The sequence below is a fragment of the Kurthia gibsonii genome (assembly GCF_006539985.1).
Taxonomy (GTDB): domain Bacteria; phylum Bacillota; class Bacilli; order Bacillales_A; family Planococcaceae; genus Kurthia; species Kurthia gibsonii.
The window spans coordinates 1-18567 of sequence record NZ_BJOB01000017.1; the positions used below are offsets into that span (position 1 = coordinate 1).

Annotated in this window: 14 protein-coding genes and 1 CRISPR repeat array; of the genes, 3 read left to right on the top strand and 11 right to left on the bottom strand. The window is 36.8% G+C overall.

Features of this window, described 5'->3' with window-relative positions; all coding sequences use genetic code 11:
- The first annotated feature begins 292 nt into the window (after nucleotides 1-292).
- A CRISPR array of direct repeats spans nucleotides 293-2968; the repeat unit is 32 nt; unit sequence ATTTCAATCCACTCACTCATATAGAGTGAGAC.
- Between the two features lie 296 nt (nucleotides 2969-3264).
- The 9 genes from KGI01_RS07010 to dapF all read right to left on the bottom strand — a co-directional run bounded on the left by KGI01_RS07010 (nucleotide 3265) and on the right by dapF (nucleotide 14508).
- Nucleotides 3265-3558 (bottom strand): hypothetical protein, encoded by a 294-nt coding sequence (locus KGI01_RS07010; RefSeq protein ID WP_141274102.1) that lies wholly within the window; start codon nucleotides 3556-3558, stop codon nucleotides 3265-3267.
- Nucleotides 3559-3644: 86 nt separating this feature from the next.
- The gene (locus tag KGI01_RS07015; RefSeq protein WP_141274103.1) at nucleotides 3645-4121 is read right to left on the bottom strand and encodes a hypothetical protein; all 477 of its coding nucleotides are present in this window, start codon (nucleotides 4119-4121) and stop codon (nucleotides 3645-3647) included.
- Nucleotides 4122-4134: 13 nt separating this feature from the next.
- A complete protein-coding gene (locus KGI01_RS07020; protein ID WP_141274104.1) occupies nucleotides 4135-4611 on the bottom strand; it encodes a hypothetical protein in 477 nt (158 codons plus the stop codon).
- Between the two features lie 448 nt (nucleotides 4612-5059).
- Complete coding sequence (odhB, locus tag KGI01_RS07025; RefSeq protein WP_141274105.1) at nucleotides 5060-6316, bottom strand: 2-oxoglutarate dehydrogenase complex dihydrolipoyllysine-residue succinyltransferase; 1257 nt, start codon at nucleotides 6314-6316, stop codon at nucleotides 5060-5062.
- A gap of 31 nt (nucleotides 6317-6347) precedes the next feature.
- Nucleotides 6348-9143: a 2-oxoglutarate dehydrogenase E1 component gene (locus KGI01_RS07030; protein WP_141274106.1), complete on the bottom strand. Its 2796-nt coding sequence runs from the start codon at nucleotides 9141-9143 to the stop codon at nucleotides 6348-6350.
- A gap of 224 nt (nucleotides 9144-9367) precedes the next feature.
- Nucleotides 9368-10801 carry a HAMP domain-containing sensor histidine kinase gene (locus KGI01_RS07035; protein WP_255314755.1) on the bottom strand — a complete coding sequence of 478 codons (1434 nt, stop codon included), beginning with the start codon at nucleotides 10799-10801 and terminating at the stop codon, nucleotides 9368-9370.
- Nucleotides 10798-11472 (bottom strand): response regulator transcription factor, encoded by a 675-nt coding sequence (locus KGI01_RS07040; RefSeq protein WP_141274107.1) that lies wholly within the window; start codon nucleotides 11470-11472, stop codon nucleotides 10798-10800. The genes KGI01_RS07035 and KGI01_RS07040 overlap by 4 nt, the downstream gene beginning before the upstream one ends.
- Nucleotides 11472-13526: a diguanylate cyclase domain-containing protein gene (locus KGI01_RS07045; protein WP_141274108.1), complete on the bottom strand. Its 2055-nt coding sequence runs from the start codon at nucleotides 13524-13526 to the stop codon at nucleotides 11472-11474. The genes KGI01_RS07040 and KGI01_RS07045 overlap by 1 nt, the downstream gene beginning before the upstream one ends.
- 37 nt (nucleotides 13527-13563) lie before the next feature.
- Nucleotides 13564-14508: a diaminopimelate epimerase gene (gene dapF, locus KGI01_RS07050; protein WP_141274109.1), complete on the bottom strand. Its 945-nt coding sequence runs from the start codon at nucleotides 14506-14508 to the stop codon at nucleotides 13564-13566.
- Nucleotides 14509-15086: 578 nt separating this feature from the next.
- Between dapF and KGI01_RS07055 the strand changes: the two genes are divergently transcribed.
- Nucleotides 15087-15632, top strand: a complete 546-nt coding sequence (locus KGI01_RS07055; protein ID WP_068453994.1) for a GNAT family N-acetyltransferase — start codon at nucleotides 15087-15089, stop codon at nucleotides 15630-15632.
- A gap of 82 nt (nucleotides 15633-15714) precedes the next feature.
- Here the strand turns inward: KGI01_RS07055 and KGI01_RS07060 are convergent, their stop codons facing one another.
- Nucleotides 15715-16794 (bottom strand): undecaprenyldiphospho-muramoylpentapeptide beta-N-acetylglucosaminyltransferase, encoded by a 1080-nt coding sequence (locus KGI01_RS07060; protein ID WP_141274110.1) that lies wholly within the window; start codon nucleotides 16792-16794, stop codon nucleotides 15715-15717.
- A gap of 125 nt (nucleotides 16795-16919) precedes the next feature.
- Between KGI01_RS07060 and KGI01_RS07065 the strand changes: the two genes are divergently transcribed.
- Complete coding sequence (locus tag KGI01_RS07065) at nucleotides 16920-17297, top strand: MATE family efflux transporter (RefSeq protein WP_141274111.1); 378 nt, start codon at nucleotides 16920-16922, stop codon at nucleotides 17295-17297.
- Nucleotides 17242-17670, top strand: a complete 429-nt coding sequence (locus KGI01_RS07070) for a DUF1648 domain-containing protein (protein WP_141274112.1) — start codon at nucleotides 17242-17244, stop codon at nucleotides 17668-17670. The genes KGI01_RS07065 and KGI01_RS07070 overlap by 56 nt, the downstream gene beginning before the upstream one ends.
- On the opposite strand, the gene KGI01_RS07075 is transcribed toward KGI01_RS07070, so the two are convergent.
- Entirely contained in the window at nucleotides 17650-18552 is a 903-nt protein-coding gene (locus KGI01_RS07075) for a CobW family GTP-binding protein (RefSeq protein ID WP_141274113.1), read from the bottom strand. The genes KGI01_RS07070 and KGI01_RS07075 overlap by 21 nt on opposite strands.
- Nucleotides 18553-18567 lie beyond the last annotated feature (15 nt).

An 18567-nucleotide genomic window follows, 5' to 3' on the forward strand; every position in this document is an offset into this window, starting at 1 on the left:
CCAAACAAAAGCTTAAAAATATAAAAATTAATTTCAATCCACATGTAGAACATGACAGTTAAACAATACCTATTTAGTTACTTTTTTAAACATTAATGTTAAATAAATTATAAAAAAACACTATAAGGACAACGATAGTTACGATTATATAAATGAATTGGGTAATTGATAACTTTTTATTTTATTGTTTTGAATTTAAAAATCTAGTAATAAAAACTTACCACAATAGTATGCCTATAAAAGAGCAAAATAAGTAATTTTTTATCAGTGACTGTTTTAAAATCTTCGACAGTATTCAATATGCTCACTCATATAGAGTAAGACTTTAATATCGAAAATTTAAATACACGCGATGGAATTTCAACCCACTCACTGGTAAAGAGTGAGACAGCAACGTATGTAAAAACGACACCAGCACCTGGTATTTCAATCCACTCACTCATAAAGAGTGAGACGTACAGCAGGCTTTGACGTGACATTACGTGTCGCAATTTCAATCCATTCACTCATAAAGAGTGAGACAAATAGTTTTAACTTTATCCAATCTTTAATTAAATTTCAATCCACTCACTCATAAAGAGTGAGACAGTCAATCGAGGATCTAAGAGCAGCACAAAAAGCATTTCAATCCACTCACTCATATAGAGTGAGACCATCTACTACACAAACACCAATGCTTCCTTTGTATTTCAATCCACTCACTCATATAGAGTGAGACTTTGTCATCAGTATATTCAAAGTTGCTGTTTTTATTTCAATCCACTCACTCATATAGAGTGAGACTTAGGGTGTGTAATGCTAAGAAAAATCCAATGCATTTCAATCCACTCACTCATATAGAGTGAGACGAAATTTATAACAAGTGGTACACAGCAGTTCCAATTTCAATCCACTCACTCATATAGAGTGAGACGTTTTCAAGCATAGAGTTAAGAAAGACAATAATCATATTTCAATCCACTCACTCATATAGAGTGAGACAAAAAGCGGATTTTATAAACATCACAGTTTGGAATTTCAATCCACTCACTCATATAGAGTGAGACTCATAGTGACGTAGTTTTTGTTTTTCTCAACACATTTCAATCCACTCACTCATATAGAGTGAGACAACAGTGGATTAAAGACATCTTGACGGAGATTTTAATTTCAATCCACTCACTCATATAGAGTGAGACGTGGTTATAACGCACTTACAGTTAAAAGAGATTTAATTTCAATCCACTCACTCATATAGAGTGAGACGTCATATTGATTTACATGAATACTTTACTGATAATATTTCAATCCACTCACTCATATAGAGTGAGACAAATGAGGCGAATATTTTTATTGCGGCTAATTTAATTTCAATCCACTCACTCATATAGAGTGAGACATAATCCAGCTGCAATTAAACCGTTTACTGATTTAATTTCAATCCACTCACTCATATAGAGTGAGACATGTAGATGTAGATGATTTAGGTTACAAACCATTAATTTCAATCCACTCACTCATATAGAGTGAGACGATAATGGTGAAGTTAATGATAAAAGTTGTCCAATTTCAATCCACTCACTCATATAGAGTGAGACCAAAATAAACATTTAATTCAGATTTTGCTAGTACATTTCAATCCACTCACTCATATAGAGTGAGACGGAAAAAATAAAAGTTTTTGGAGTGATATGTATATTTCAATCCACTCACTCATATAGAGTGAGACATTTTTTGTGCTGCTCGTAAGTCATCAAGCGATTATTTCAATCCACTCACTCATATAGAGTGAGACTACCGTCACCGAAGTTGACCGACTTAGATAAACATTTCAATCCACTCACTCATATAGAGTGAGACATTATCGTGGAAGATTTTTTTCCGCCACTGCGCACATTTCAATCCACTCACTCATATAGAGTGAGACAAAAACCGACGTTTCGAGTGGTTGAAAATTACATTTCAATCCACTCACTCATATAGAGTGAGACAAGAACAGCTAATCAAGTTAGTTAACCAGCTAGAAATTTCAATCCACTCACTCATATAGAGTGAGACCGTGCTTTGGTATTGCATATCAACACGATGTCCAAATTTCAATCCACTCACTCATATAGAGTGAGACATTCCTCATAAAATTTAATACTAATCTTCCCTTTATTTCAATCCACTCACTCATATAGAGTGAGACATCGGGGTTAAAAAGAATTCTCTATCTAATTACGAATTTCAATCCACTCACTCATATAGAGTGAGACGATGAGTTGAAAGAAAAGGATTATGTATTAATTATTTCAATCCACTCACTCATATAGAGTGAGACGCGCTTGTAAACGATGCACGACTCGATGTTACAGTATTTCAATCCACTCACTCATATAGAGTGAGACTGGAACACCATTCCGTTAAAATCTTGAGTTTTTTCAGATTTCAATCCACTCACTCATATAGAGTGAGACATTTTACTTTTTTAACAAATGTGCTTAATTTTTTATTTCAATCCACTCACTCATATAGAGTGAGACGGCAAGTGGACGCTGAAACGGACGCGAAAATTAATTTCAATCCACTCACTCATATAGAGTGAGACGAAGGGTACCTCTACTATACAATAATAGAGTTTGCATTTCAATCCACTCACTCATATAGAGTGAGACAAACAAGGACTGAATTTATTCCCCATATCATTTTATTTCAATCCACTCACTCATATAGAGTGAGACATTATTTGTAGTTAAATTCGCATTTACAGTTTCTTATTTCAATCCACTCACTCATATAGAGTGAGACATACGTCCTGTACTAGTTGTACAGAATGATATGGGATTTCAATCCACTCACTCATATAGAGTGAGACGTCTGTAATTAATAACATTCCATGCACACACACTATTTCAATCCACTCACTCATATAGAGTGAGACTCGGACCGTTCGCACGGAAACACATCGTATCAAAATTTCAATCCACTCACTCATATAGAGTGAGACTGCGATTTTATGTTAAAAAAGAATATAATTCATCTTTTTTTATCAAATCGCCTCTTTATTTTACCATATATTATTTTTAATGGTGTTATTTGTTCAATAAATCTCGTTTTTTTGGTGCGAACCTCCCTGGGTTTTCATGTTCACCTAAGGTTCGCACAAATAAAATTAGAAATAAAAAAACAACGAAGTCTCCTCCATTGTTTACATCTGTTTCAAAATCCCTCTAAACTAAAAAGGCAAGCGAAGTCGCCTCGTGATGAATGAAGCCCCGCCTTCCTAGAATAATAGGTAATTCGTTATTTTGTTAAAGGTTCTTTAAATGTAAAATCGTACTTGCGATTAATCTTTGCCGAGATGTTGCCTAAAAATTCTTGAACAGGCATTTTTTCAACTTTTTGCGTGTACCATGCTAACTTAGAGCCATAGCCTTTTTTGTTGTAGATTACTTGTAGCGGCCAAAAGTTTCCTGTTGCTTGTGTATAATCAAATTTGATATATAACTGCTGCCCTTCTGGACATTCCATAATGACTTGGTAAACGGTTTTTTTTGTTGCGGGTTCGAATTTCACTTTTCTAATTTTAGTAAGCATTTAATCCCCTCCACTTCTATTGTACTACAGAAACGTATAAATATAAAAGGAAATGAATTTTTTTATGATTTAATGCTTATCGCCCTCTAAATAACACCGTTCACATGATTTTTCAAAATATTAATCTGGTCACGCATCATACAGTAATGCTCATTGTCAAAGGCATGACAATCCTGCTTCAAAATCGCCTTATGGTATCTCTCATATTCCGTCACAAAGGCTTCCACAAAATCGTCAAAGCGACACTTCATGATCTCAACTGTTTCTCCGTTATATCCTTCGTATCGAGTAATCGTCAAAAGCTTTTGGAAATAAGTAAACGTATATTCAAGTGTACTTTCATACATTTCAACTGTAAATTTCGATTTTTCATCGTCATATATTTCGATTAAACCTTTAGCGATTCCGACTAAGGTTGCAGCATGAAAAGTCGATGTGCAAAACTCTTTCTCTACACCACTTTGAGAAATCAATATATTCATTCGACAATTAAAATACGTATCCAAACAAAATGGTTTACCCATCATATCCTCATATAATTCGATTTCAAATTTCATTCGCATGAATTTCCACCTCCTAAATCACACCGTTCACATGATTTTTCAAAATATTAATCTGGTCACGCATCATACAGTAATGCTCATTGTCAAAGGCATGACAATCTTGCTTCAAAATTGCCTTATGGTATCTCTCATATTCCGTCACAAAGGCTGCCACAAAATCGTCAAAGCGACACTTCATCATCTCAATCGTCTCTCCGTTATATCCCTCATAACGAGTAATCGTCAAAAGCTTTTGGAAATAGGTAAACGTATATTCAAGCGTACTTTCATACATTTCAATCACAAATGGTTGTTGTTTCTGCTCATACATGTTAACTAAGCCCTCCGCAAGATCTAATAAAATAGATGCATGAAACGTCGATGTACAAAACTCTTCCATACGATTATTTTTTTCTATGTACATATTGATTCGGTCCAAAAAATAACTACGTACTTCAAATGGTTCATCTAACATATCTTCATAAGGTTCAATTTCGAATCTCATTCGCATACACTTCACTCTTTTCCATATAGCATACTTAATAAATGATATGTTTACATAAAATTCATTATCTATTATATAGTATTTTTTACTATATTAAACAATTAGTTATCAAATTGTAAGCGAATTAAGAAAATCAGTTCTTTTTTACTGTTCAATAATATAAAAAAACAGACTCATCATTCTTAGAATATGAATCAAGTATCTCAATTAGACTAGATTGAAAAACCAAATTCCTCTTTTATAACATACTAATTATCTGAATTTTATTTATAGCTCTTGTGGTCAAAAATGTGATCAAATTAGAAAAACAACACAAAAAAAGCCCCCGATTTCTCGGAGGCTTTCTCTTTTTCTCTATTTCAAGAAGTCACTCAAAGCCTTGGAATGGTAGTCAAGCCAAGTGCGCAAACGTCCTGTTTGCAAGGCTTGACCAACCTTCATCCGTCGGCAGTGATTAACCTTCTAATAATAAATCTTCTGGGTTTTCGATTAAATCTTTAACCATTTTTAAGAAACCAACAGACTCTTTACCGTTGATGATACGGTGATCGTAAGATAATGCTACGTACATCATTGGGCGTAATTCGATTTCGTCGCCTACAGCGATTGGGCGTTTTACGATGTTGTGCATACCAAGGATTGCAGCTTGGTCACCATTGATGATTGGTGTAGACATTAATGAACCGAAGATACCACCGTTTGTGATTGTGAATGAACCACCTTCAAGGTCAGATAATGCTAATTTTTTGTTACGTGCTTTTACTGCTAACTCAGCAATGTCTGCTTCGATTTCAGCAAAGTTTTTGCGATCTGTGTCACGTACGTTTGGTACTACAAGACCGTCTGGAGTTGATACCGCTACACCTACATCATAGAATTTGTTGTAGTGGATTTCGTCACCAACGATTTTAGCGTTAACAGCTGGGTACTTTTTAAGTGCTGCTGTTACAGCTTTTGTGAAGAATGACATGAAGCCCAGTTTTGTACCGTCATGGTTTTCCATGAAAGCATCTTTCTTGCGGCTACGAAGTGCCATAACTGCTGTCATGTCGATTTCGTTGAATGTTGTAAGCATCGCAGTGTTTTGTGATACTTCTAATAATTTACGAGCAGCAGTTTGTTGACGACGTGTCATTTTCACTGCTTCTACACGAGAATCATCTACAGCTTTAGGAGCTGGAGCTGCTGATGTAGCTTGTGCTGCAGGAGCCGCTGGAGCTGTACCGTGCGCAGCTACGTCTTGTACACGTACGCGACCTTGTGGATCTACTGGTGATACAGCAGCAAGATCGATTCCTTTTTCACGTGCTAATTTACGAGCAGCTGGTGAAGCGATAATGCGTTCGTTTGAAGATGTTTCTTCTACTACTGGTGCAGCTGGTGCTGGAGCAGCTTTAGGAGCTTCTTCTTTTGGTGCTTCTGGTTTTGCTTCTTCTTTTGGCGCTTCTTCTTTTGGTGCTGGAGCAGAACCTGTTGCATTTGCGTCAACGCGTGCGATAACAGCGCCTACTTCTACAACATCGCCTTCTTGTGCAAGGATTTCAGTTAAAACACCTGCTTCTTCTGAGATGATTTCAGCGTTTACTTTATCTGTTTCAAGTTCAACGATGAATTCGCCTTTTTCTACAGAGTCGCCCACTTGTTTTACCCAGCGTACGATCTCACCTTCTGTAATAGATTCTGCTAATTCTGGTACGATAATGTCAGCCATTTTAAATTTCCTCCTTCAATATGATGAACGATTATTTAGATACTGCTTCTTCAATCACTTTTGTTTGTGCTACTTTGAATGAATCTGGATCTCCCTCAGCTGGTGAAGAATGTTCCCCACGACCTACATAGCGAATTTCGTGATCGCCTTCTAACTCGCGTAAGTAAGGATCAGCGAATGACCAAGAACCCATGTTTTTCGGTTCTTCTTGCGCCCATGCAAGTGTTTTTACATTTGGATATTTTTCAATGATTGCTTGAATTTTTTCAGATGGGAATGGGTATAACTGTTCAACACGTACTAAGTGTAAGTGCTCATATCCTTTTCCTTCTCCTACTTTTTCTGCAATATCAATTGCCATTTTACCAGATGCAAAGACAAGTTTCTCTACTTTTTTCGCATCTTTACCTGTTACAGGATGCTCAATGACCGTTTCGAATTTACCATTCGCTAGTTCATCTACATCAGCTGCTACGATTTGGTTACGTAGTAGTGATTTTGGTGATACTAATACAAGTGGACGAATTGCTTCTGTATTTAACATTGCTGCTTGGCGACGTAATAAGTGGAAGTAGTTCGCTGCGCTTGAAAGGTTTGCGACTGTCCAGTTATTCTCTGCTGATAATTGTAAGAAACGTTCTAAACGAGCAGATGTATGCTCAGAACCTTGTCCTTCAGCTGCGTGTGGTAATAAGATAACTAAACCTGATTTAACGCCCCATTTCGAACGTGAAGCTGAAATGAAGTTATCGAAAATAACTTGTGCCATGTTGGCGAAATCACCATATTGCGCTTCCCAAATTGCTAGGGCGTTTGGATTTTGAATGTTGTAACCAAATTCGTATGAAAGAATTGACCCTTCTGATAATGGGCTATTAATTGCATCGAATGAAGCTTTCGCACCTGAGATGTGGTGTAACATTGTTAACTCGTTACCATTCTTCTCATCGTGTAATACTAAGTGACGATGTGCGAATGTACCACGTTGTACATCTTGACCTGAAATACGTACTGGGTGACCGTCTTGGATGATGGTACCGAATGCAAGTGTTTCTGCATGACCCCAATCGATTTTACCTTTGCCTTCGAATGGATCTTGACGACGGCTTAAGATTTTACCTAACTTTTTGAATACGTTGAAGTCTTCAGGGAACTGAAGTAATTCAGCATTCATTTTTGTTAAGCGTTCTTTTTCAACGGATGTATCAACTTCTGGGAATCCATCAAGTACAACTTGTGGTACTGAATGATCTGGTTCTGCACCTTGTCCAGCTGATTTTACAACGTCTAATTCTGCTTGTAATTTTGCTTTAATATCTGCTTGTAGTTGTTGTACATCTGAATCTGTTACAACACCTTCAGATACTAATTGTTTACCGTATAATGCACGCACTGTATCGTGATTATGAACAATATTGTACATTTCTGGGTTTGTAATCATTGGTTCATCCATTTCATTATGACCATAACGGCGGTAACCGATTAAGTCAACAACGATGTCTTTACCAAATTTCGCGCGGTATTCAACTGCGAAACGTGCAACTTGAATTACAGCTTCAGGTGCATCAGCGTTTACGTGTAATACTGGGATTTCGTAACCTTTTGCAGAGTCTGAAGAGTAAACAGTTGAACGAGAATCATAGCGTTCTGTTGTGAAACCAATCATGTTATTAGCGATGATGTGTACAGAACCGCCTGTTGTGAATCCTTTTGTTCCTGCATAGTTGAAGCCTTCTGTTACAACGCCTTGACCAGCGAACGCTGCGTCACCATGCACTAAGATTGATACTGATTTAGAAGTATCTTGTACAGGTAAACCTGGTTTTGATGTATCTTCTTGAACAGCGCGTGTTGCACCGTTTACAACAGGTGATACAACTTCTAAGTGTGATGGGTTGTAAGCTAATGATACGCGACTACCATTGTCTGCTTTATATGTTGCACCTAAGTGATATTTCGCATCGCCAGACCAGCCTTTTGTTACAACAAGTGAGCCGTCTTCTGGTACGAATAAATCGCTTGGTACGTGTGCAAAGTCTGCCAACATCATTTTGTATGGTTTGTGAACGTTATGTGTTAACACATTTAGACGACCACGGTGTGCCATACCGATTTGAACATCTTTTGTACCTTTTGTTTCAAAACGTTTGATTAATTCATCAATTAATACAACTAAAGAGTCAACACCCTCGATTGAGAAGCGTTTTACGCCGACAAAAGTTTTGTGCATGAATTGTTCAAAGCCTTCAACATTGTTTAACATGTTTAATACAGCTTTTTTCTCATCCGCAGTTAATGCGCCATTGAGTGAACCGCTTTCAATCTTAGTTTGAATCCACTCTTTTTCTTCTTGTCCAACAACTTGGTTGTATTCAAATGCAATTTTACCTGTGTAAATTTCTTTCAAGTAGTTGATTGCATCTAAACCGTTGCGTACACCTGCAGGTACTTCTTTGATAAGTGCAGAAGCTGGAACTTCGATTAGATCTTGATCTGTAAGACCGTAAGTTGCTGCTTCAATACGCTTCGTATCTCTTGCTTGATTGTGAAGTGGGTAAATGTCTGCTGCTAAGTGACCAAAGTTACGAATTGCATCAGCGTATTTAACCGCTGTAAGAATTGTTGTAATATTACCTGATGAAGCAACTGCTGCTACTTCTGATCCGTCTTGTGCTGCTGGAGCAACTGGCGCACCGTATTGTTCAAATAATGCTACTAATTCTGCATCTACTTCCTCTGGTGATGTTAAGTATAGGTCATACATATCCATCACATAGCCAAGGTTAGGTCCTGAAAAAGCAGCCCATGGTGAAACGTTGTTTGACATGAGAATAACCTCCAAGTTTTTTGCCTAGTGGCATCTTTCCAATAGTTATAATAATAATATGAAAATCCACTGTATATTTTACCAATTATATCTCCTTGCATGTAAGCGAATTCTTTTAGCAATTAGATATAATATTTTTTTCCCCTTCAATCTTACTACTCTTCACAAAAAATACAATATTTTTTATCAAATTCAGCAAATTTGGACTTGAAACACGTAATTACTTAATTTATTCCATCTTTATTGTTAAAATTAGGAATCTCAACAGTGAATTTCGTGCCTTTTCCTACCTTACTTGATACTGAAATTTGTCCATCATACTTTTCAACAAGCATCTTGACGATTGCCAGGCCTAAACCGTTTCCTCCATACTCTCTCGAACGTGCTTCATCCACTCGGAAGAAACGATCAAATATACGTGGAATGGCATCTGATTGAATGCCGATACCATTGTCTTCGACTTCGATTTTGTGACACTCAGCCGCATTTGTCAAGCTTATTCGTATATTTGGAATTTTTTCGGTATAACGAATAGCATTTTGTAATAGGTTTCGTACAATTTGGTTATAAGCATCCCTTGATATTGCTGCATTCAAGGTATCCTTTTCATTACTCACAAGTATGATTTCCGCTTCTGGATGTAATTGTTTTGTTTCATTTATTAGTTTTTTAGTTTCTTCTATTAAATTTACTCCATTTTGAATATCTTTTTTCTCACGTCTTGCAAGGTCTAATAATTCTTCGATTAAAGAGCGCATTCTATGAATCTCTTGTAAAGACGTATCGAGTGATTCTGCCAATACTTCTGGATCATCTTTTCCCCATCGTTTAATTAAGTTTAAATGACCTTCTAAAATTTGAATCGGCGTACGTAATTCATGGGAAGCATCAGAAATAAACCGTTGCTGTTGTAAAAAAGAAGTTTCAAGCTCCACCATCATCTTACGGTACACATCAAGTAAGTCACCAATCTCATCCTGCCTTTGTTCGTGCAATTCGATTTTTGCTTCAAACCCTTCTTTCGATACACGGTTCATCTCAAAGCGTAAACGGTCAAGTGGTCGCAACAGCCTCGTTGCCAACGTGTAACCAACAGCTGATGATAACACAAGCGCTATCACACCCATTAAAATCATCGCTGTTAATAAATAGCGCATGAGTGATACATAGGAACTCAAAGGATGCGTTAATTGAATATATCCTTCAAACGCGCCTAGACGTAGTTTTGCAGTTGCTACAAAACTTTTTTCTCCATCCACTTTTAATGTTTCAAGTGCATAGCCTCGGCTCGGTACATCAGATGGTATGGCTGGAATCTCTTTTGTCGTATTATTAATGCGAAGAATTTCGACGCCATCTGCATTTAAAATACGTGCTGTTTGATTCTTATCGACAATGCCATTGATTAAATTTCCGTTGCGCTGGACTTCTTCAAGCGTTAAGTAAGGACCACGACTTTCAAAAAAGGATGTGAGGTCATTCATCGAACGTGTGACAGACTGTTTTTCGTCTGAGAGTAGCCATGATTGTAATGATACATACATCACGACACAAATAAATAAATAACTAATAAAAATGACAAAAGCAGATATGAACGCCCACTTTGTTTTTAACGATTGGTGCATCCACTTCTGCATCAATTGTTGTTTGATTTTCATGTGCGCATCACATACCCCACTCCTCTTACTGTTTCAATTGCATGACTGTAGTCTGGTGGCAACTTCGCACGTAAATGACGAATGTATACATCAATTACATTCGTCTCTACCTTGCTGTCATACCCCCATACTGCTACAAGAATCTGTTCTCTTGTACAGACACGATTTTGATTTTGAACAAGTAACACGAGTAAATCATATTCAGTTTTTGTTAATTGAAGCACCTGTCCTTCAACTGTGACTGTGTAAGCTTGTTCATCAATGAATAAATCACGGAAACGAAGGATCGTCGATTCCACATCTTTCATTGTCGTTGTGCGTCGAAGTGCTGCTCGAATACGTGCTAATAATTCTTCAATCGCAAAAGGCTTTACAATGTAGTCATCCGCTCCTGCATCTAATCCCGCTACGCGGTCCATAACAGCATCTCTCGCTGTAATGAGTAAGATGGGTATATCCGATTCCTTTCGAATGCGTCTACACACCTCTATACCGTTCAATTCAGGTAGCATGACATCGAGTAATATTAAATCAAATGACTCGTTAAGAGCATAGTCCAGTCCACTGCGACCATCATATGCAACGATTACATCGAACTGTTCGTGACGTAGCTCTAATTCAACAAAACGTGCAATGCTTTTTTCATCCTCTACTAATAAGATTTTTTTCATTACACATCCTCCTGAAAATACTTTTCTGAAATATGATATGAGTCTTTTCCGTTAATACGTTTTGCCACATATAACGCTTCATCCGCATGCCCCATTAATTCATTAATAGATTCTCCATTTTTCGGATAGCTCGCTACACCGATTGAAGATGTTGGTGAGAAGTGTGTACTTCCAATCATCCAACCACGGCGCAGTGTATTTTGAATACGTTCAATTGCTTGTAGCGTTTGACGATTTCGCTTGTCATCATCTAATGACATATTCGATAAAATGACGATAAACTCATCACCACCAATACGCGCAACAATATCATGATCGCGTACACTTTGTAGTAAAGCTTGTCCAAAGTTTCGAATGAAGTCATCCCCCATGTCATGTCCATATAAGTCATTAATACGTTTAAAATTATCGCCGTCTAAATAGAGTAGCGTCAGTGCAGTCCCCGATGTAATCGCCTGCTTCACTAAATTCGGAAACTCTAGTGTCACGTAACGACGATTCGGTAAGAGCGTTAAACTATCGTGATACGCAAGGAATCGAAGCTCATCTTCTTTTTGTTTACGCTTCGTTATTTCCCTGGCAATAATAACAAATTGATACACTTCAGAACGTTCTGTATCTTCTACAGCTGTAATATGGGCTTCAATCCAGACACGTTCGCCTGACTTCGTACATAATTGTAATTCTAACTGTGATTCGCCTTCATTTTCTAAAAGTGCATCGAGTTCTGTACTTAATACCATCTTACTCTCTTCTGTTAAAACACTTAAATAGAATTGTCCAAGTAACTCCTCTTTTTCATAACCTAAACGAGATTCATGATTAGGCGAAACATATAGTACAATACCATCTTCATTCGTAATGACAATAAAGTCATTTGTATTTTCTGTAATTAAACGGAAGGTGCGTTCGATATTGCGTAAATTTGTCATCATCACACGTTTATCTGTAATGTCTAAACAAATCGACAAGAAGTGTTCGATTTCGCCATCTGATCCGTACATGGGTACAATTGTTGTATCCACCCAAAAATGCGTTCCGAGACGTGTTCGATTACAAATCTCACCACGCCAAGTCCGACCCGCTTTAATCGTATCCCACATCTCTTTATAAAAGCTTTTCGGGTGCTGTCTTGAATTAAGTAAACCATTCGTCTGTCCAATTAAATCCTCTTTTTTATATTGTGATATCTTTTCATATCCTGGACTAACATATTCAATAACGCCTTCCGCATCCGTCATACATAGATTAGTAGCTTCATTTAGAGCGAATTGATACGCTTTCAAAATCGTACTTGCTTCATCTAAAGATTCCTGAAGCGCAATATTACGTGTATATTCCTGTGCTTGAATGCAAATTGCGACAACACGTTCATGCAGTAAAACAGGTGTGAAACTCAAAATAAATTCTGCTGTCTCTTGTCGCACCTTAATCAATTTTTGCCGAATAATTGTACGGCGACCTCGGCGTACATTCGCCAGAGCATTAAAGAATACTACTCTTTTTTCTTCATCTAAATTTGCTATATCAAAAAAGTTTCTGCTAAGAATATTTGATTGGAAACCAAATGTTTCGTAAAAACGCTTATTCGCTTTAATCACTTCATATTCTGTATTTAACACCAGAATAGAATCCATCTGTTCTTGAAATAATGTTCTTAAAAAGTGATTTTCTTCTTCTATTGTTTTTAAGATATTAACTTCTTTTGTAATAACTAAGACCGCTTCTCCATTCCCGAATGGGATAACAGTTGTTTCGCTTGTTGTGGGTGTATTTGAAAACAAGTAAAACTCTCGGAATACAACCTGTTCTTTTGTCTCAAGCGCTTGTCTATAGTGGCGTTCAATGACATGTAGCGTTTCTAAAACTAGAACATGTTGTTGTAATGTTTGATTGATTGGCGATTGTTGTTGAAATACTTTTTCAAGTGCCACGGGATTAACATAACGATAAATGAATTGTCCATCTACGTTTTCCATGTAAAAAACGAAATCCGCACAATGTTCAAATAAATTATGCAATTGGTTCACTGATGCTTCTATTTCGTTTCTCAAATTTCTTCCACTCCCCCGAGTTTGTTTTTCTCACGTTTCAAAAAGCAATACACACTTCTTTTATTTTTTGTAGATATTCACTTTGCTCCGTTAATTCTTCCTTTATATAAAGATGATTTTCGTCATCAATGTTCAATTCATATAATGCGATATATGTTGCATTTCCGATTAAAGATAATTTTGTTTCTGTTCCGCTTTGCTGCACGTGACACTTAACGAAACCACCTGGATTATAGACTGTAATCATATTTTCGTCCACAATGTGTAAAAGTGAAGCAACTAACGATGAGGCTGTCATCGCTGTACCACATGCATTGGTAAATCCAACACCTCGTTCATATGTACGGACAAAAACTTCTGATGATGAGATTGGATATACATAGCTAACATTCACACCATCTGGCATATAATTATTTTCGTCATTTAAGCGCTTCGCTAATTGCTCCTGATGTTTAAAATCTTCAATATATGCTTTAGGTACAATTGAGATTAAATGTGGATTTGGTACAGATACTGCTGTATAACGTAATTCTGTTGAAAAATCAGCAATCTGTTCATCAATTAATGTGTGCTGTGCATTATAGACCATTGGTAAAGAAGCTAAATCGAATGACACAGGTGCAATCTCTACCGAAAAAGCAGGAATATCTTCTATTAATTCACCATGACGTGCAACATGTAAATCTGCCTTCATCGTTTCGATGATTCCTTGATCTTTACCAATCTTACTTAATACATAACGTGCAACACAGCGTAATCCATTACCACACATAGACGCTTCAGAACCATCCGCATTAATGACACGCATTTTTGCATCTGCATGTACTGATGGTAACACAACAAGTAGACCATCTGCTCCACCATACTGTACTGGGTCGCATAACCATTTACCGACTTCTGACCAATTCAACTCGTCATTTTTACCTTCTATTAAAAAGAATGTATTGCCTGAACCTTGAACTTTTAATACATCGTATTTCATCGTTAAATCCCCCTACATTTCCTGTCTATTCTATCATAATTCTTATTTTTTATGGTTACAACCCTGTGCACTTGAAGTCATAATTTATTTTTTTTGAGAATTTTATACTTTTTTAACGAAAAATTGTATAAATTATATCAAATATCATACATTTGTTCTGATATTTTTTTCTTATTTGAAATATTTTTTTGCTTTAAAACGGCATATTTTTATTTAAAAGAGGGTATATAGTAAAACCTTATTTAAAATTTACTAAGACGAATAGACACGATTTAGACAATTTTTAAGATTTTTTGTCATTAGGTAAGGGATTTTTTAAAAAAGATAAAAATTTCGCATTTTTATCTTTTCAAATGATGTAATTCCTTGTATATTTAAATTGCAAAATAATTTCATAAATGAATCTCTATTCGTAATAGTAGATTTTAGGGAAGGCAAATGGTGCGTCACCAGTTTTCTGGTTCTAGTGGGTTCGATTCCCACCCCGAAATTTTTTATGCAACACTTATGAAAAATTTCGAAGGTGGAGCGAACATGGTATGTATGTTTGAAGGTCCACCCAAAAGGAGGCGTTAGGTATGCTTAAACAACGTGATCTTTACGAGAGTAATGAATTATTTGAATTGTTAAGCCACCCATCTGTCTTCCCTTTTGTCCGTCAAAAGGCTAAGACAGCAGATGAATTATGGTTTATGACTCGCCAGCTTATGGAGGAAGAAGAGCAAGGACTTGTTGTTTCTCGTACAATACTTGACGAGTGGGGCCACCCAATCGGGACGATTACACTATACGACATTGAAGATAAGGCTGGCTTTTTAGGCACTTGGATTGGTTTACCTTATCAAGGTAAGGGTTATAACCAACAGGCAAAACTAGACTTCTTCAATGAACTGTTTTTTGAACTAGACTTTCAAACTGTATTTATGAAAATTAAAAAAGAGAACATTAAATCTCAACGTGCTGCTGCGAAATTAGAGTATGCGTGTGATGCGAAAGAAAGTCACCCAGCACTATACGAAGAAATCAATGCAGGTGAACAAAAATTCGAATTGTTCAAAATCGAACGAGATAACTTCTACTTGTACACTGCTCGCCAAGCACAGGAGACAGAACAAGCGATGTAATAAAACCAACCCCTCCATTTTAGATGGAGGGGTTTTGTGTATAAAAAATCGAGAGAATCCTAAGACTCTCTCGATTAACTAATTATTTTTTCGCATATTGCATAATCAGTGCCACCATCTCATCTGGTGTTTTTGGTGATTCTGCTTCTGTCATATTTTGACGTAGAGCTGTTTCGTTCTCTTTTAATATACGTAATGCCTGCATGAAGCTTTCAGGGGTCAATTCTTCTTCTTGCAGAACTTCTGCTAAACCTTGTTGTTTGAAAATTTTCGCATTGACAATTTGATCACCGCGCGACTGTGCCATTGATAATGGAATTAATAACATGGGCTTTTCTAGCGCTAAAAATTCGAAAATCGAATTGGAACCAGCACGTGATACGATGTAATCACTCGCATGAAGTAAGTCAGGTAATTCAGTCGTCACATATTCATACTGCTGATAACCTGGCATTTCATTTAATGCCTCGTCGATATTTCCTTTACCACAAAGATGAATGATATTGTATTGTACAAGTAATTCTGTTAAGTTGTTGCGTACCGCTTGGTTAATGAACTTCGAGCCAAGTGAGCCACCCATAATTAAGATGGTCGGCTTACCATTTGTAAATTGACACATTGCTAATCCTCTTGTGCGGTCACCTTCAAATAATTCTGGACGAATAATTGAACCTGTACAACTTGATTTTTCAGATGGTAAGTATTTTAATGTTTGTTTAAAAATCGTGAAAATATGTGATGCGAATGGTAATGAAATCTTATTCGCAAGGCCTGGTGTAACATCAGATTCATGTGAAACAACAGGAATACCTAAAACTTTCGCTGCAATAACGACCGGTACCGATACGAATCCACCTTTTGAAAAGACAATCGTTGGCTTTAATTTACGTAGTAGACCGACTGCTTGGAATACACCTGCTAATACTTTGAACGGATCTGTAAAATTCTTCACCGAAAAGTAGCGGCGTAACTTCCCGCTTGAAATCGAGTGAAACGGTAAATTGGGAAACGCTTCTGAAATAATTTCTTGTTCAATACCGTCCTTAGAACCGATATAATGAACGTCATAGCCTTTATCTAAAAATGATGGTATTATAGCTTGATTGAGCGAGACATGCCCTGCTGTTCCGCCACCAGTTAATACAACTGTTTTCTGATTCATTTGTATAATAAACTCCATTCTATTTATACGATTTTTACATGTATAAAAATAATATCTTATTGTACTATACCAACCCATCCATGAAAAGGCACAATGGACTTAATTTTATGAAAGGAGGCGATTCTGTGTACGAAACGACTACGAACGGACAAAAGTGGAAGTTGCTTTTAGTCATTGTTTCACCCATCTTAGTTACACAAATTGCACTATATTTAGTTACCTTTTTTGATGTATTATTCTCAAGCAAATACGGAACAACTGATTTAGCTGGTGTCTCCATCGGTTCGTCCATCTGGATGCCAATCTATGTAGGGATTTCTGGTATTTTACTATCTGTTACTCCTATTGTAGCACAATCAGTTGGCGCAAAAAAAATGAAAGAGGCAACATTTACCGTCCAACAAGGAATCATCGTATCCATTATTTTAGCTCTGGTTCGCCACAACTATGCTACTCATCATTTTCTTCAATCGCCTACCTGCAGAAGTTCCAAGTCACTATAATATTTTAGGAGAACCTGATCGCTATGCAAATCGTTGGTTTGTTTTCTTCATTCCAGCACTCGGTATCGCTCTTTGGAGTTTCCTACGTTATATGGAACAAAAACCACAATTCATGCACCTTCCAAAACCCGATCAACGGCTCGCATCAGAAGAACAGCATATGATTCTCTCTCGTATGACTAGCCTTTTAAAAAATGAACTCTTACTCTTCCTCACATGGCTCATGTTGAAAAATGTACTTCTTGCACTCGATATCACTACGATTCATCTAGGTATATGGGAATTCGTCGCTTTTGTTGTCATTCTAGTCGTAACATTCCTCATCTACTATATTCAATTTAAGCGTGCTAAATCACAAAGTAGTAGTGGGTAAAGGAATCGCATCTACTCCGTCGCCGATGATCACTAACTTCGGCGACATTTTTATGAATTCAGGCATCCACTGCGTTAAACCGTATGCGTATTGGAATAACATCGGCTTACTATTTCCTTTAATCGGCAAATACCCTTTCATACGATACACTGTCTCTGGTAATGAGCGCACCCAATCCTCAATCTCCTCTTGCGTAAATGCTTGGTCTGTAAAATCAACTAAGCGAGAACTAAGGTGCAAATGATGTCCAATATCTGCTTTTTCAATATCCGTTGGACGCGCTGTCGCTTGAATTTTATTTAAAAATGAATATGGTACTTTTGCATTCGTTGTTTGAACAATTAAAGCATTCGGATTTAGTGCTTGTAATTCGTATGTTACTTGCCCTAACTCTTGTTCTGTTAATAAATCTGCTTTATTTACTAATAATAAATGCGCATGACGAATTTGCTCTAAAAATAAAGAACGTGTTTGTGGTGTCATCTCATGACGCATCAACCAACGCTTACTATCTGCTACGGTTACGATGCCTTTAATATTCAATTGATCTGCAAAAAGCGGTGAATATACTGCGTCTAATGCTTCCACAGGATGAGCAGCACCCGTTGTTTCAATTAATAAGACATCAAAATCATTCTCTGCGAGTAATCCTTGAATTTGCGCTTCTGTATTTTCAGAACCTGTACAGCAAATACAACCATTCAACATTTCTTTTAATGGAATGCCTTCTTCAACTGCTTGTGAATCAAAATTTAGTTCCCCTAATTCATTCATAATAACTGCAGGCTTTAACCCCTGTTCTTTTAATGATTCAATCATATTCGCGAGTAATGTTGTTTTACCACTACCTAAAAATCCACTTAATAAATATACATCTTTCATATATAACACTCCTTT

What these genes read in the sequence shown, in the direction of transcription:
- KGI01_RS07010 (WP_141274102.1), bottom strand. Translation starts at nt 3,558, where the DNA reads ATGCTTACTAAAATTAGAAAAGTGAAATTCGAACCCGCAACAAAAAAA.
- KGI01_RS07015 (WP_141274103.1), bottom strand. Translation starts at nt 4,121, where the DNA reads ATGCGAATGAAATTTGAAATCGAATTATATGAGGATATGATGGGTAAA.
- KGI01_RS07020 (WP_141274104.1), bottom strand. Translation starts at nt 4,611, where the DNA reads ATGCGAATGAGATTCGAAATTGAACCTTATGAAGATATGTTAGATGAA.
- odhB (WP_141274105.1), bottom strand. Translation starts at nt 6,316, where the DNA reads ATGGCTGACATTATCGTACCAGAATTAGCAGAATCTATTACAGAAGGT.
- KGI01_RS07030 (WP_141274106.1), bottom strand. Translation starts at nt 9,143, where the DNA reads ATGTCAAACAACGTTTCACCATGGGCTGCTTTTTCAGGACCTAACCTT.
- KGI01_RS07035 (WP_255314755.1), bottom strand. Translation starts at nt 10,801, where the DNA reads ATGAAAATCAAACAACAATTGATGCAGAAGTGGATGCACCAATCGTTA.
- KGI01_RS07040 (WP_141274107.1), bottom strand. Translation starts at nt 11,472, where the DNA reads ATGAAAAAAATCTTATTAGTAGAGGATGAAAAAAGCATTGCACGTTTT.
- dapF (WP_141274109.1), bottom strand. Translation starts at nt 14,508, where the DNA reads ATGAAATACGATGTATTAAAAGTTCAAGGTTCAGGCAATACATTCTTT.
- KGI01_RS07055 (WP_068453994.1), top strand. Translation starts at nt 15,087, where the DNA reads ATGCTTAAACAACGTGATCTTTACGAGAGTAATGAATTATTTGAATTG.
- KGI01_RS07060 (WP_141274110.1), bottom strand. Translation starts at nt 16,794, where the DNA reads ATGAATCAGAAAACAGTTGTATTAACTGGTGGCGGAACAGCAGGGCAT.
- KGI01_RS07070 (WP_141274112.1), top strand. Translation starts at nt 17,242, where the DNA reads ATGCTACTCATCATTTTCTTCAATCGCCTACCTGCAGAAGTTCCAAGT.
- KGI01_RS07075 (WP_141274113.1), bottom strand. Translation starts at nt 18,552, where the DNA reads ATGAAAGATGTATATTTATTAAGTGGATTTTTAGGTAGTGGTAAAACA.